The following is a 14,583-nucleotide window of genomic DNA, read 5'->3' as shown; positions in this document are numbered from 1 at the left end:
CCGCGAGTATCAGCGGGCGGTGTGGATCGGCGGGAGAAAGTCCGAGGTCTACGGCACGGCCTGCCTCCAGCCGGACGGCTCCTGGCAGATCGTCGACTAGATCAAACTGCGCTCAATATGGCTCGATTGAGCGCCGATAACTCGATCTAATTCATACAGATAGAGCAGCTCATTTGCGCTCGGATGAACGCAGGCTGCCCCAGGCACGGCTCCCCGACAGCCCTCAGGACCAGGATCGGCCGCTCGGCGCGGCCGATTCCGGCCTTGGCCCTTCCATAGATCCGCTATGCGACGAACGGCACTGCTGTAGGGAGGCGGATCGGTCTCGACATGGATGACGGCTCACAAGGCAACGCGATGACCGAGATCGCCCTGGCGCTGGCCATGGGCTTCTTTAGTCTACTGGTCCTGGCGATGGTCTCCATGGGTGCCGGCGAGTTCGCCAGCGACTCCAAGCTCACCATCGTTCTCGCTCCCTCGAGCTCGCAGGACAGCGGCCAGGGCGCGACCGCCCTCGACCCGGACAGCCTCGTGGTCGTCTATCACCGCGGTCGCTTCTTCGATGCCGGCCTTGCGCCGCTCGACCCCGGGTCGATCGACGGCGGCAAACGCGTGATCCTCGCCTTTGCGCCGAACGTTCCCGTGTCCGAGGCGATGGAGGCCCGCAGTCGGATCTCGGCCGGAGACCTCCTGGTCTCGACGCTCGACGCGGACTGGCAGGCGGCCCTGGCGCGGGCCGAAGGCAGCGAAGGAGCGGCCCCATGACCGCTGTCAGGTCGGCAGTCGCCTGGGGGCTTGCCGCCGCGATCGGCTTGGCCGGGCTGGGTGACCCCGCGGCGGCCGCAACCCGCGCGGAGGTCAAGCGGATCGTTGTCGAGGAAGCACTGCGGGCCGGGTTCCCGCCCTCCCTGGCCATGGCCGTGGCCAAGGCCGAGTCCGATTTTCGCGACGATGCGCAAGACTCCGAGGGTGCGCGGGGGGTCATGCAGGTCCCGCCGGGAATCGCCGAGAAGGACTACGGCGTGGACCCCGAGCGGCTCTGGGAGCCCCGGCTCAACGTCCAACTCGGCATCGACCGCCTGCAAAACCTTATCCGACGCTACGACGGCCGCTGGGAAGCCGCGCTGTCCCACTACGGCGGCGGCTCCGGCGGGGACAACCCCGGGACATCCGCCTTCGTGAACGAGGTGCTGCGACTGCAGCGCCAGTACCGAGCCGAGGCGCGGTCCTGGGCGGGCGAGCTGAGGGCCGGCAACGGGCGGCTGGCCTCGATCGTGGCGCCCTATCGCCGTGAAGGCAAGGCTTGGACGGCTTCGAGCGCCGTCTCTCCACGGCGCGAAGAGCCGGGGACGATGGACGACTTCGAGAAGGCGATCGAGGTGCGCCGCCGGGCTGCGCGGCAGCATCTCGACGATTTCGCGCCGCTGGTGCGGCGGAACGACAGTTGAGCGCAGGGGAGCGAGATCTCATGCCTGGAACCGTGATCAGCCGAAGGAAGGCCCTCGAACTTTCGATGCTCGTCCTCGCCCTGGGCGGCTGCTCGGGCCCTGCGCTCGGCCACAAGCCCGCCGACCGGGCCGAAGAAAAGCGTCGGGTCAGGACCCTGGTGGTGCGGGAGGCCCGCAGCCTGGGCGTGTCGGTCTCGCTCGCCCTGGCCGTGGCGCACGCCGAATCGAACTTCAATCCGCGGGCGCGGAGCCCCAAGGGCGCCCGGGGCGTCATGCAGATCATGCCGAGAACGGCGATGGGCGAGTACGGCATCCGGGCCGAGCAGCTCTGGGACCCGCGGATCAACGTGCGCCTTGGGCTGCATTTCCTGAAACGCCTGCTGAAACGCTATCGGGGACGAACCGACCTGGCGCTCTCGTACTACAACGGAGGCTCCGCGGTCGGTGACCTGCCGAACGCAAGGGTCATCCCCGCGACCTCTCGCTACGTGGCACGGGTGCTGCGGCTGCAGGAGCTCTACAGCGCGCAGTTGGCGAAGGAGACGATCTGATATGTCCTCGGTGGGGGCTGAGGGGATGCTGCTGGAGGCGGGCAAGAGCCCGGAGCTCGACGCCGCCTTCCGGATCGTCGCCGAAGCCGAGTGCGCGGGTGCCGCCAAGTTCTCGCCAGGGGTCAGCCGCAAGCTGGCGCGGATCATCGTCTGCCGCTGCTATGCGCCCGCCGTGCTGGAGCTTTGCCATCTGGTGGGCGTCGCCAAGGCCTGCAGCACGCGGCGGAGTTCCTACGAAGGCCTGTTCTGGGACAGCGGCCCGGCACGCGCCGCGGGTTTCCGGGGCTTCATCGGCGCGCGTCTGCGCAACGGCGGCGAGGGGCAGCCGCGGATCTCGGCCAGCGACAGCGGTGTCGAGATCGTCTATGCCGACGGCAGCTTTGGCGTCGCCTTTGCCCGCATGCCGCTGCTCTCCGCCCTGATGGAGTTCCTGGTCACGGTGCTCGGCTACCGGGCGCTCGACGACGCCTTGCAGGTCATGCTGGAGCAGGGCCCGACGGCGGCCGCCGTTTCCGACACCGCAAAGCACCTGTCCCGCGCCCTCTACGGCTTCCTGAACGCGCACCTGCCCAGCGCCCAGACCCAGCGCAACTTCAATCGACTGACCGACTACCTGGTCCGCCGCCACGACGGCGACTTCGACGAGACGGCCATCGACGACGAGGCGATCCTGGGCTTCTGGCTGGCGGAATCGGCTGCCGAGACGCCGGATTTCCGGACCTTCCTGTCCGTGTTCCGGAGCTTCGTACGCCTGCGCCAGGCCTTGATCCTGGCCCGCGACCGGCAGGCGCTTGCGCATCCGCGGGCGATCGGCCCGGACCGGGAAGCCGGGGAGATCGATCCCGCGGAGCTGCAGATCGCGGTCGAAGCCCTTGCCGAAACCGAGGACTGCCTGACGCGGCTGCGCGAGACGGCGGCCCGGCGGATCAAGTTCCTTACCAAGACCGAGGCCGCCGAGCTGGAAGGGCTGGTCGAGCATGGCTCGGTCAGTCGCACCCTGGCGCTGTCCCTGCTGCGCAGCGAGGTCTTCGGCGCGGTCCAGACCCGGATCTCCCAGGCCCTGCGGCGCCGGACCCCGGTCGAGGCCCTTCGGGGAGTCATCGATGGCTCGCCGGCGATGGACTACGAAAGCCGGCGAGTCCGCCTGGCCGAGCTTCGCCGCCATGTCGAGCGCGTTCTGCTCGCCACCGTTCACGTCCTGCTGCGCGCGCGCCGCTGGGAGGCCCTGACGATCGCGGTCGCCTTGCGGCCCGACATCGACCTGCGTCCCTTCCGTGGCCGCTTGCTCTGCGCGGGTGAGCACCGAAACGTCGTGGCGCTGACCGTCGGCAAGCCCTGGGAAAGGCTGCTCCCGGGTTTGGAAGATCCTTCGATCGCCGGACCGGCGATGGCGTCCCTGATGCAGGACGCCAGGCAGGCCTTCAAGAGCCTCGCCAGGCAGGGCTTCCGGGAAGACGAGGCCCGCGACCCCGAGGTCGTGGAAGGCTTCGTCGCTGCGATCGAGCCGCTGCTCGAGCTCGAGCGCGAACTCTCCGCCTTCGGCGATCACCTCTCCAGGGTGAGGCTTCCCCAGACCGACTGGCAAAGCCAGTTCGAGGCGGACCGGCAGACCTTCCGCAGTCAGTTTCTCATCATCTACGGTGTCCGAAATGACCAACACCTGGAGACGCTTCACGCGAGACCAACAAGACGCGGCGCGACAGGCCTTCGAAGCGCTCTCGGCGCTTGACGGCCTGCTGGCCGGCGCCGAAGGGCGGGATGCCGGGGAGCGCTCCGCCGGCTTCTCGGATCTCTACGCCTACGTGACCGATCCCCGGCGCCCCATGAGCGAAGCGCTGGAGCGGGCCTTGTCGGCGCGCCCGGGCCTGGCGCGTGACATGGAGCGGCTGCTGCGCAAACGCGCGCGCCATCACGCGCCGCGGCTCGCCGCGGCCAGCAGCGGCCTCGAGTCGAGCCGCCGCGGGGCCGGTTTCACGATCAGCCTGCGCCCGTCCCGCGCCGAGCCCGCGCAGGTCTACGTGGTCATCGACGTTCTCGACCTCACCTCAGGGCCGCCGCGCACCCTCTTCGTCTCCCAGCCGGACGACCGCCTGGTCAAACATGCGCTGCCCGACGCCGATGGCGGGACCATTCAGCTTCTGGCCGACGCCGAGTCGGACCTGGTCCGGGCGCTGAGCCATCCCGAAAGCGAGGTCTTTCTGTCGTGACCAAGGTCAGAGTCTACATCGCGACGACCGAGGGCCCCGCCGAGGTCCAGCGCATCACCGCCGAGGACCCGAACGTCAAGTCGGTGATCTGCCTCGACTGCAAGGCCGTTGCGCTGCCGATCAGCCCGGGATACGACGCCTTCGTCCGCAAGCCCACCGGCCTACTGGAGGCGGCCTTCGGGCACCCGGCCTACCGCCTCGACCTCTCGCTGCCGATCTCGGCGGGGCTGAGCTGGCAACTCGGCGTCCTCGTCGCGCATGCGCTCTTCGCGGCCGGGCGGCTCGCTGAGAGGAACCAGAGCGCAGACCGGGTGATCTGGCTGACCGGCGAGGTTGACCGGGATCGTGAGGTGCTCGCCGTCTCCCATATCGGCGAGAAGCTCCGGAGCTCCTCGGCGCTGTTCCGCGACCTCGAGGACTCGGGCACGCCGGTGACGCTCTTCCTGCCCGGGGACAATGGAAAAGACCTGGAGCCATCGGCCGCCGGCCGGGATCCCGACGTCCTGCCCGTCGGCTCGGCGGACGAGGTGCTGCGGCATCTCGGCTTGCCGCCGCTCCGCGGCGCCGGCGGGCGCGCCGCCTCGCTGGCGGCGTCCCGCGATACCGGGGAGGAACGGGCTCTCGCCTGGTCGCTGGTCGGCTTCGGCCTGGCGAGCGCGCTCCTGATGGCCGCCGGCTGGGGCAGCCAGGTCCTGGCGCCGGCCGACGCCGGGATGCGGCAGGACCGGAGCCTGCCGAGCCGGGCGGGTCTATCGCTCGCCGCGGTGGAGCTGCGCGCGCTCGAGGGGGACAGCTGCGCCGCCGTGACCTTCGGCGCGGCCGACCCGCAGATCGTCGAGACCGCGCTCTCGCCCGGCGAGCGCGTCGGGACCCGTGCCGGCGCGCGGCTCTGCCGGCTCCAGTACAAGATCACAAACGGGGCGGCACCGGCCCGGGTCTGGGTCCTCGGGGCGCGGGCCGGCAAGACGGCGCCGCGCCTGCACACCCGGACCCTGACCCGGGCCCACGAACTCGAGGGGGCGGAGAGCCTGTCGATCGACGTCCGACTGCCGCGCCACCTGGAGACCGAGCTCTTCCATCGCCTCGCGGTGATCACCAGTCTCGAGGCGGAGGAGCGCGCCGCCGAGCGGCTCGAGAACATCTCGGGGGCGCTCGGCCCGTCGCGCAGCGTGGAAGAGTGGGAAGCCCTTCTGCGGGACCTGAGGCAATCCGGGCTGAAGGTCATCGACGCGACCCACGTCCTTTCGCCCTGAAGCGGCATTTCGGGTCACCTCGGCCGCGCCGATCCGCGACCGGAAAAAATCTCCCAGGCCCTTCCATAGCCCTTGCAGGCAAACACAAGAAGGGACCGGGCGATGAAGCGCCATCTCCGACATCAGACCGTTCTTCGAGGCCTGCGCGCGCCGATCTTGGCGGCGGCGACCCTGGCCGTTCTGGGCGCCTGCAGCATGACCCCGTCGCTGCCGGATTTCGACAGCATCACCTTCCGCGAGGACCGCTACCAGGACATCTCGGCGATGCGGGGCTTTCAGTCCTGCCGCGACGAGGCTCTCGACCTCGACGGCCAGGCCCGCACCAGCGGCGACTCCGCGCGCTACCTGGCCAGCGCCCGCCTTCTCGAGCGCTGCGGCGCCGACCTCGGGGCGGAGGCGTCGACGGTCTCGGCCGACGAACGCATGCGGGCCGTCGCCCTGACGGTCCAGAACTATCTCAAGGGCGGCGATGCCGGCGCGGCACGCAGGAACCTGGAGCGCTTCAAGCAGGCCTTCCCCGACAAGGACCTCTACTACCCCGACGGCTCGTCCTTCCGGGAGACCATGGAAGTACTCCTCGGCCAGAGGGATCCCACCGACTTCGGCCAGTACGCGACGCTCAACGTGAGCTCGACGCTCAAGGACGAGATGCGCCGCGTCGAGTACTGGAAGCACAACTGACGCTCCCCCCGAAGCGAGGACGCAAGCGATGACCCGAATGCTCCCGAAGACCCGCGGCAGATCGACCCTGCTTCACCTCACCGTGACGGTCGTGCTGACCCTGGCGCTGCTGGCGGGGCTGTCCCAGTCCCTGGCGAGCACGGAGCCGGACGCGGCCGTCTGGAACCCCGTGGCCAGCGAGCGGCTCATCAAGCTGCCCGGGTCCTACCTCAAGAAGGCCGTCGACAACGACTTCGCAGGCTCGCGGCTGGCCGCGTCCCTGCGGGACACGGAAAACCTAATGGACCTGAAGGCCCAGACCCTGACCGACCTGCAGCTCGCGATCGAGGCCGCTGAGGGCGACCTCAAGACCGAATTGAGCCACCAGTTCCTCGCCGAGAAGCGGGACTACCTCGAGCTCGTCGGCCGGCATCAGGACCTGCGGCGCCAGCAGGCGACGACCAAAATGCGCCTCTTCGAAAGGTTGCTCGGCAAGCTCAGCCGGGAAGAGGCGGCGATGACGCCGGAGCGGCAGGCGCTGGTCGAGACCCAGGAGCAGGCCCAGCGCCGGCTGCAGCGCTCGATCTCCAAGGTCGATCTCAAGCTCTTCAGCACCCCGATGACGGGGCAGAGCAAATACGCCCGCGAGCACGCCAAGAACGTGGTCGCGATCGAACGCCTCCTGGCCGCGATCAAGACCCACCCCATGAGCGCCGATTCCCAGCTCAACGGGCGGCCGGTGACGAAGCAGGAGTACCTTCGCCAGCTCGTCGGTGAGACCCAGTCCGAGATCGCCATCATCGATCAGGAGGAGACCATCCTCGGCTACATGGCCAAGCTGGTGTCCCTTGACGCGCTGGCGCTGTCCGACCTCTTGACCGGTGGCGGCGAGACGGAGCCCGAGGGTGAAGCCGAGGCCGTCGGCATCACCGCGGCGGTCGAGTTCTTCGTGCCCTGATTGCCCTTTGGAAAGGAAGGAAAGATGACTCTCCGACCTATATCGTTCGCGATTGTCCTGCTCGGCCTGATGTCGTCCACCGGCGTGGCCCAGGCCGGAACGGTCGAGAACTTGGAACGCGAGCGGGCCCTGGCCCTCAAGACCTCGCTCTCGCCGGACATGAGCCCCTCGGAACGGGAAAACAGCATGGAGGTTTCCCGGGCCCGCTTGGTCGACCTGGAACGCATGGTGATGCGGGACGATAGCCTCAAGGGCCGGAACACGCCGGCGGTGCGGACCGCCTTTCAGAACTACGACCTGACCTTCCTGGTCCATGCCTCGATCGAGAAGAACCGGACCCTGATCGACCATTGGCTGGAGCAGGTCGGAGTCACCACCAACTCGCTGATGAGCGCCCGGGTCGGGAGGCGGTGACGTGCGCCGGGCGACAGGGCTGATCGACACCGCCTCCCAGACCGCGAGCTTCATGCTCGGCGGGCTGGTGATCGCCGCGGCGCTGGTCGTGATGGCGACCTCGACCAGCCTCGACGACATCACGAGCTGGGCCTGGGATGTGCTCGGCCTGACCTTCGCCGGAGTCCTGGCCAGCCTGGTCTTCGCGGCCCTGTTCTGCTGGGTCAAGGTCTGCCAGGCCAAGCGGGCCGGCACCGCACTTCAGCCCTGGCTCACCGCCGGGGTCCAGTCGGCGAACGGCATCGCCACCCTGGCGCTGACCTATACCCTGCTCGGCATCAGCCTCGGCATCGGCAGCCTGGCCGGTCAGGAGCTCACGCCTGAGACCATCCAGGTCGTGATCAGAGGTCTGACCGAGAACTTCAGCATGGCCTTCATGACCACCGTCGTCGGCCTGCCGACCTCGGCCTTCCTGCGCAGCCTGCTGCTGATCGCGGGCACGCGGAGCGAGCCGACCTCGGCCGGTCGCGAAGCCGAAGCATCGCGTCGTGAGGAGATCGCATCATGAAATTCCTGCTCTTCAACGCCGCCGTGATCGCCGCCCTGATCTACCTCTTCGGGGCGGATCGGAGCGATCTGGACGCCGCCTCCGGCCATCTCCGCGCCTCGGCCGAGCGACTCGGGGAGGTCGCGCGGGACAAGGTCGACGCGGCATTGGACGGGCCGCCCGGGACTCCTTCCCTCGATGGTGATCCGGCTCACGGCTATGCCGACGACCCCGGCACCCCGCCCGCGGAGGTTCGGGCGCCGGAACCTTTGCTTGAAGACACGGCTCAAGAGACGATGGCTGCAGCGAAGGCCGAAAGCGCCGAGCCGGCGCCCGAGGCGAGGCTTCCGGCCTCGACCGCGGAAAAGGCCGGTACCGCATCCGCAGAGTCCCCCGAAGAATTCCCGGAGAAGGCGACGACGGACTCCCTGCCGGCGCTCCGCGACCCCGCCGTCGCGAAGCGTCGTGCGGAGGTCCTCGGCGGTGTCGCCCCGGCCGAGGGGACGGCTTCCGTCGCCCTGGCCGAGGGCGAGCGGCTGATGAGCCCGGAACAGCGGGTCCGCGAGCTGCACGCCCTGGCCGAGGAGATGGAGCTGCTCTTCGTCGACAAGATGGCACGCTAGGACATGAAGAAGCGCCATCTTGCGACCAAGGCCTCGAACAGCCTCTCCGCTGGCCTGCTCGTCATTGCGATCTTGGCGGCCGCCGCCAACCATCGCCAGTCAGAGCTGAAACCTGAGCACCGGGAGCCCCCGGTGCCGCAGCCCGCCGCAGAGCCCGAGGGCTCAAAGGACCGGCCGATCGCGGTACCGAGCGTCGTCTTGCCGCCGCCGCCGGACTTGGCGGTCGCCCCGGAAAGCGGAGAAGCGGCCGCGCCACGGCCGGAGGCAGCGCGGGCCAGCGAGCCGCAAGCCAGGCCGCAACGGCTCGTCAAGGCCCTCGAGGCCGAAGCGCGCAAGGCGACCGCCGCCGCCGCGAAAAAGGAGGTCACGGCGCTTCGGCCCCGGCCGAGAGCCGAGGCGCAGGAGGTCCCGCTGCCGAGCTCTCCGCCGTCGGAGGCTGCGGCGCCACCTCGAGAAGAAGCGGTCAGCCAGGAGCCGGTCGAGGTCTTCGAACGGCAGCCGCGCGAGGACCTCGCCGTGGTGGCGCCGGGCGAGGTCGCCGTGACCGACGGGCGCCGGCTGCTGCGTCTGCTGGAACACGGCTCGGGGCCCTTGGTCGAGCTGGCCTGGCCCGCCCAGCGCTCGGAGCGCGCCCGGCTCTATCGGCGGCTGAGCGCCTGCTACGGGATGCAGGTGGCGCTCCTCGACCGGGACGACCGGATCTTCCTCGCCCGGGGCGAAGCGGGCACGCCCTGGGACATCAACCGCGATCGCTACAGCGGCTTCATCCGGCGGCCCTCCGGCAGTCTTTCCGACGAGGAGCGGGCCGCCGCAGCCCGGATCCGCAGCCACCACAGTGGGCTTTCCCAGGCCCATCCGGTACGGCTCTTCCCGCGCCAGGTCGACGCGTTGCTGCTCGGCGGACTGCGGCAGCTGGTCGGCGAAGGCTATGGCGGCCTTCGGTCGATTCGCGCGCGCTACCGCCTGGCCGGCCGGCGACTCTTCCTCGAGGAGATCTCCGCGGACGGCCGGCGGCTGGCCGGCCGGGTCGATCTCTCCCGGGCCGCCGACTCGGCCTGCCGATAAGCTCGAGGCTTCGGCGACCCAGGCCGCCTGCCCGCACCGGCAGGATCCGGTGCTTCCGAGCGGCGACGTCCGCTGCGGCGTCCTTGCCGCCGTCGACCACGCCGACGAAGAGCAGGCGCCGACGATCGGCCAGGCTCAGACCAGCCTTACCCCCTCAGCCAAATTGCGCTAAGTATAGGAAAAAGGGGGGCTGAATGGCTTTCGAGACCATTGCAAGACTCGGCAACGAGGTTCCAAAGGCAGGGGCGCTCCTTGGCGGGACGCTTGTCGGGCTGGTGCTCGGCCTGTCCGGATGCACGAGCCTCCCCAAGAACACCGGCATGCCGTTGCAGTTCGAGTCCGCCCAACGGCCAGACGAAGCGAGTAAGTTCCCAAACTGGCCCTACCCGCCGGACGTCATAGAGACTCGACTATTGGAGACGCTCAAGTCTGGCGACTTCAAGGTCGTAGCCGATGAGCGCACTGCCTACGGCACCTCGGGCGCGCGTTCGGTCGAGATCGGTTTCGCCGATGACTCGGGCGCCACGATCGACATCAGCTTCAAATGGAAGGAGATGCCGCGCGGAACCCTGGATGAGTACAACGACAGCCCGCGCCGGCAGTTCGCAGCCTACGAGCTGCAGAAGCTCTTCCTGGATCCGGAAGACTACGTGGTGCCGACGAGTCTGGCCTACTGTGCCCCACTTTCGACGTACCGGCGCGATACCGTTGTGCCGAAGCGACCGACCTTGCCGGGCTCGGTCTGCGTTCTGGGCTTTCTCAATATCTGGCTCAAGGACGTGACGGTCAGCGACGACTACTACGACGAGGCGCGCTTCGTGTCGGACCCGACCTACGCCTACTACCTGGCCAACTTCAACCTCTTCACCTACCTCAGCGATTTCGCCGACGCCAAAGAGAGCAACTTCCTGATTTCGAAGGAGCCGGACCGGCGCCAGATCTTCTCCGTCGACAACGACATCACCTTCAACTCCTTCATCAGCAATCCCTTCCTGCACGATTGGAAAAGGATCTTTGTGCCGGCCCTGCGCCGGGACTCGATCGAGCGCCTGCGCAGCCTGCGCCGGGAGGATCTCGATCGCCTCGGCGTCCTCCTTCAGCTGGAAAAGGACAGGCGCGGCGTCTTCGTCTCGGTGACGCCCGGCGAGAACCTTTCCCCGAACGACGCCGTGCGGATCACCGGCGGGGTGGTTCAGCTCGGCCTGGCCCGGTTCGAGATCGACGCCGTCTGGCGGCGCATGCAGGATCTGCTCGCGCGGGTCGATGCCGGCGAGATCGCGCTCTTCTAGCGTCGGTCAGCTCCAATGACCACGAACAACCCCTTCAAGGCAATTTTCACCGTCAAGCGCTCGGAGCTGCCCTTTGCGCTCCTGATGTTCACCTATTTCTTTCTGGTCATCACCAGCTTCTGGATCCTCAAGCCGATCAAGAAGTCGCTCTTCATTGAGTTTTACGACGAAGGCGGCTTCGATCTGCTGGGCTTGCTGCTGACGGCATCTCAGGCTGAGTTGCTCGCCAAGCAGTTGAACATGATCGTAGCCTTTGTGGCTGTTGTGGTGTTCTCCTGGCTGGCCAACAGCTACCGCAGGCAGCAGCTCACCTTCATCTTCACCGGCTTCATCCTGGCGAGCTACGTCGCCTACACGTTGGTGATCAATGAGCCGGGCGATCTCACGGTCTGGAGCTTCTACCTCTTCGGCGATCTCTTCTCGACCCTGATGGTGGCGACGTTCTTCGCATTTCTGAACGACAGCGTGACGCCCGATGCCGCCAAGCGCCTCTACGGCCTGGTCGGGCTCGGCGGGGTGACCGGCGGGGTTGTCGGGTCAATGGTCGTGGCGCGCTTCATCGGCAGCGTTGACAACGTGGGCTGGCTCTGGATCACATTCGGCGTCGGCCTGGCAATCCTGCTGGTGGCCTTTGCCGCCGGCCGATTGGTGGCGCGCTTGGAGGCGACCGAGCTTCGGCCGGAGCCGGAACCGCACCCAACGGCCGCGAACCCCGGACTGAACAAGGGCGGCAACCCGGCGCTTGAGGGCGCCAAGCTGGTCTTCCGCTCTCCCTATCTTCTCGCAATTGTCGCGATCGTCGGGATCTATGAAATCGTCTCGACCATCCTCGACTTCCAATTCACCAGCACCGTCGCGCACTACCTGCAAGGCCCGGCGATCGGTGCCCAGTTCGCGACCGTCTTCGCAATCACCAACAGCGTCGCATTTCTGGTCCAGCTTTTTCTGACCAGCCTGATTATGACTCGTCTCGGCGTGGGGATCGCGCTGCTGGTCCTGCCGATTGCCATCCTGGGCGGCTCGGCCGGCTTCATGGTCATTCCGATTCTCTGGATGGGCAGCTTGCTGAACACCGCCGACAACGGCTTCAGCTACTCGATTAACCAATCGGCCAAGGAATCCCTCTACGTTCCGACGACCAAGGACGAGAAATACAAGGCCAAGGCCTTCATCGACATGTTCCTCCAGCGCTTCGCCAAGGCTCTCGCGGTTTGGATCAGCCTGGGCGTCACCGCGGTCTTTACGGACTTCGAAACGATCCGCTGGCTGAGCGCCATCACCGTGCCGTTGATCCTGGTCTGGATCTTCGCCGCACGCTATGCCGGCCGCCGCTTTGCCGAGATGACCCAGCCGGCCGGCAGGTCCTAATCGACCCAGTGGAGGACGTCGCGAATGACGCTCCAGCGCGGCCCTCTCGCCTCGGAACCGCGGCCCAGGATCCAGTGGTCGAAGAGCTCTTGAACCGTACCATTCGTCTGCTGCAGCTCGATCCAGTGGTTGAGCAAGCGCTCGAAACGCGGGTCCGGCCCGGCGAAGGGAAAGGCCGCCGGCAGTCTCTGAGGTCGAGGAAACGGATTGACCACCGCGTAGAATGGCTGGATCAGAGTCCAGGCCGAGCCTCCCTCCGCGCTGGTCAAGAGCGCGTCCAGATCCCTCCTCTGACCTTCGAAGAACTCGGTCTCGGACTCCAGCTCGACGACTTTGGCTTTCGGGAAGCGCTCGAGGATCTGATGGGCGAAGACGTTGCCCGCCCCGACGCCGAGAGTGAAGGCGCCGCGACTTCGAATGGTCTCGAGGTCCGAGAAATCTGCCTTGACACGCTCGGGCACGACGAGCGCCAGCGTGTACTCCATGACGGGTTTACTCAGGGAATGCTTGAGCGATTGCCGCGTGGTCGCCGGGAGTGCAGAGGTGGCGAGGTCGAAGTGGTCCGCCGCCAGTTGCTCGGCAAGGGTCGAGGCGGAAAAGGGCACGAAGTCGATGCGGACTTCGAGATCGCTGGCCAGGCGATGCGCCATGTCGATGTCGAGCCCCACGAGATCGCCCTTGGAATTGTAGAAGGCGAAGGGAAGGTCGCCCGCATTGACGCCTATGCGAATGACGCCCTGCTCGCGGATTCGATCGATCCTCGATTGACCCGGCAGGAGAGGAACAGGGTTGGGCGCCGCGGTTTCCAGAATCCGGGCCTGCGCCATCGGCTGCATGAGATGCATGCTCAAGACGACCTCAGCCTTGCTGTCGGTGCCATCCGGGCCGCTGGTCAGGATTGCGCGCGTCCCGAAGATCATGGAACTGCTGATGACGGCCGTGAGGATCATCAGCGCGAAAAGCTTCGTTTTCCTGACTCGGATCAGACCGGTGATCGCGCAGGTGGTCAGGGTCGTGAAGGCCAGGAGGTGCATGGCGCCGACCAGGTCGCTCAGACCGCCGGCGAAAACGCTGGACAGCAGGAAGAGCTGGAAGATGTCCGCCGGCAGTTCCTGCATGTGAAGGAGAAAGGGAATCGTCGTCACGACCTTGCCGAATGAAAGGACCAAGCCCGTGCCGATGATGGCGGGATAGTCCGCCAGGACCATGGGGCTGCCATAGAACCAGGCGGCAAAGGGAATGAAAACGAGCGTCAGCACCTTGCCGAGATGCGGGAAGGGGTAGGCGAGGGGAATCACGAATTCCGGGCGCATCTCGGGTTCAACGCCTTCCTTGCGGTACTTCTCGATCAGCTCGCGCACGCCCTCCGCCAGCATCGGGATGATCACGAAAAGGCTCTGGACCACGAAGACGGTGACCAGTGCATTCTTCGAGACGCCCAGGATGTCCCTGTAGGTGAAGGGCGTGAAGGCGGCGATCAGCATCGGCAGGACCACGAAGGTCAGAAGGACGGCACTGAAGCCGAAGGTCAGCAGATAGGCCTGAAGGCGGCCGACCTCCTCAAAGCTCAAGGTTCCCGCGGCTGTGGCCGCGATCGCGAAGATCCCGATCGGGCTCAGGGCGACGACGAAGCCGTTGACCCGGATCAAGGTCGCGAGGATGACATCGAAGTGCTCGAGCAAAGCCTCCTTGCTCCTGACCGTGATCAGCGCGATGCCGAACAGCAGGCAGAAGATCACCACCGCCGGGGCGATGTTGTTCGCCAGGGAATGGAAGGGATTGCTCGGGACGAAGAGCCGGATGAAGTCGACCGCCTCCGGCTGTTCGATCAGATGGGTGCTGAAGAAGGCGCCCGTCACTCGGGACGGCAGCGAAAAGGATATGAAGAAGACCGTGAGCGCGCCGATGGCCCAGAGGGCGGCCAGCACGGAGATCGAAACCAGGGCCAAGCGCTTGCCCTGGGTCGCCGAAAGGCGCCCGATGCTGGCGATCAGCGAGAAGACGATATAGGGCAGGACCGTCATCTGCAGCAGGCCCACGTAGACCTCGCCGACGTTCCTCAGCGCTCCGGCATAGTCGCCGAGGAAAAGCCCGCAAAGCACCCCGCCGAGCAGTGCGATCAGGATCATCTGGAATCGACTCGGCCTGCGTCCCGGCCGGGACTCCGTCGCGCTGCCCGCGCCCTGATCGGCCCTGTCGGTCACGGTGACACTTGCCCGTG

15 protein-coding genes are annotated in these 14,583 nt (G+C 67.2%); 14 read left to right on the top strand and 1 reads right to left on the bottom strand.

What is annotated here, in order from left to right:
- Positions 1-330 precede the first annotated feature (330 nt).
- The 14 genes from QNJ30_06650 to QNJ30_06585 all read left to right on the top strand — a co-directional run bounded on the left by QNJ30_06650 (position 331) and on the right by QNJ30_06585 (position 12,362).
- Complete coding sequence (locus tag QNJ30_06650) at positions 331-765, top strand: hypothetical protein (protein MDJ0943124.1); 435 nt, start codon at positions 331-333, stop codon at positions 763-765.
- Positions 762-1,448 carry a transglycosylase SLT domain-containing protein gene (locus QNJ30_06645; protein MDJ0943123.1) on the top strand — a complete coding sequence of 229 codons (687 nt, stop codon included), beginning with the start codon at positions 762-764 and terminating at the stop codon, positions 1,446-1,448. Before QNJ30_06650 ends, QNJ30_06645 begins: the two co-directional genes overlap by 4 nt.
- A 20-nt stretch (positions 1,449-1,468) precedes the next feature.
- Positions 1,469-1,999, top strand: coding sequence for a lytic transglycosylase domain-containing protein (locus QNJ30_06640; protein ID MDJ0943122.1), 531 nt, complete (start codon positions 1,469-1,471; stop codon positions 1,997-1,999).
- Position 2,000: 1 nt separating this feature from the next.
- Positions 2,001-3,728 carry a hypothetical protein gene (locus tag QNJ30_06635; GenBank protein MDJ0943121.1) on the top strand — a complete coding sequence of 576 codons (1,728 nt, stop codon included), beginning with the start codon at positions 2,001-2,003 and terminating at the stop codon, positions 3,726-3,728.
- Positions 3,649-4,206 (top strand): hypothetical protein, encoded by a 558-nt coding sequence (locus QNJ30_06630; GenBank protein MDJ0943120.1) that lies wholly within the window; start codon positions 3,649-3,651, stop codon positions 4,204-4,206. The genes QNJ30_06635 and QNJ30_06630 overlap by 80 nt, the downstream gene beginning before the upstream one ends.
- Positions 4,203-5,459 (top strand): hypothetical protein, encoded by a 1,257-nt coding sequence (locus tag QNJ30_06625; GenBank protein MDJ0943119.1) that lies wholly within the window; start codon positions 4,203-4,205, stop codon positions 5,457-5,459. The genes QNJ30_06630 and QNJ30_06625 overlap by 4 nt, the downstream gene beginning before the upstream one ends.
- Before the next feature lie 102 nt (positions 5,460-5,561).
- Positions 5,562-6,140 (top strand): hypothetical protein, encoded by a 579-nt coding sequence (locus tag QNJ30_06620; GenBank protein MDJ0943118.1) that lies wholly within the window; start codon positions 5,562-5,564, stop codon positions 6,138-6,140.
- A gap of 28 nt (positions 6,141-6,168) precedes the next feature.
- Positions 6,169-7,077 (top strand): hypothetical protein, encoded by a 909-nt coding sequence (locus QNJ30_06615; protein ID MDJ0943117.1) that lies wholly within the window; start codon positions 6,169-6,171, stop codon positions 7,075-7,077.
- 24 nt (positions 7,078-7,101) lie between these two features.
- On the top strand, positions 7,102-7,491 hold the full coding sequence (locus QNJ30_06610) for a hypothetical protein (protein MDJ0943116.1): 390 nt from the start codon (positions 7,102-7,104) through the stop codon (positions 7,489-7,491).
- Position 7,492: 1 nt separating this feature from the next.
- Positions 7,493-8,038 (top strand): hypothetical protein, encoded by a 546-nt coding sequence (locus tag QNJ30_06605; GenBank protein MDJ0943115.1) that lies wholly within the window; start codon positions 7,493-7,495, stop codon positions 8,036-8,038.
- Entirely contained in the window at positions 8,035-8,640 is a 606-nt protein-coding gene (locus QNJ30_06600) for a hypothetical protein (protein MDJ0943114.1), read from the top strand. The genes QNJ30_06605 and QNJ30_06600 overlap by 4 nt, the downstream gene beginning before the upstream one ends.
- Before the next feature lie 3 nt (positions 8,641-8,643).
- On the top strand, positions 8,644-9,705 hold the full coding sequence (locus QNJ30_06595; protein ID MDJ0943113.1) for a hypothetical protein: 1,062 nt from the start codon (positions 8,644-8,646) through the stop codon (positions 9,703-9,705).
- A gap of 194 nt (positions 9,706-9,899) precedes the next feature.
- On the top strand, positions 9,900-10,994 hold the full coding sequence (locus QNJ30_06590; GenBank protein ID MDJ0943112.1) for a hypothetical protein: 1,095 nt from the start codon (positions 9,900-9,902) through the stop codon (positions 10,992-10,994).
- Positions 10,995-11,009: 15 nt separating this feature from the next.
- On the top strand, positions 11,010-12,362 hold the full coding sequence (locus QNJ30_06585) for an Npt1/Npt2 family nucleotide transporter (protein MDJ0943111.1): 1,353 nt from the start codon (positions 11,010-11,012) through the stop codon (positions 12,360-12,362).
- Here QNJ30_06585 and QNJ30_06580 read toward each other — a convergent pair.
- A complete protein-coding gene (locus tag QNJ30_06580; protein MDJ0943110.1) occupies positions 12,359-14,491 on the bottom strand; it encodes a cation:dicarboxylase symporter family transporter in 2,133 nt (710 codons plus the stop codon). The genes QNJ30_06585 and QNJ30_06580 overlap by 4 nt on opposite strands.
- Positions 14,492-14,583: the final 92 nt, after the last annotated feature.

Source organism: Kiloniellales bacterium, assembly GCA_030066685.1.
Lineage (GTDB): Bacteria > Pseudomonadota > Alphaproteobacteria > Kiloniellales > JAKSBE01 > JAKSBE01.
Note: the sequence above shows the minus strand (reverse complement) of the source record. Positions and strands in the feature narration are given on the sequence as shown.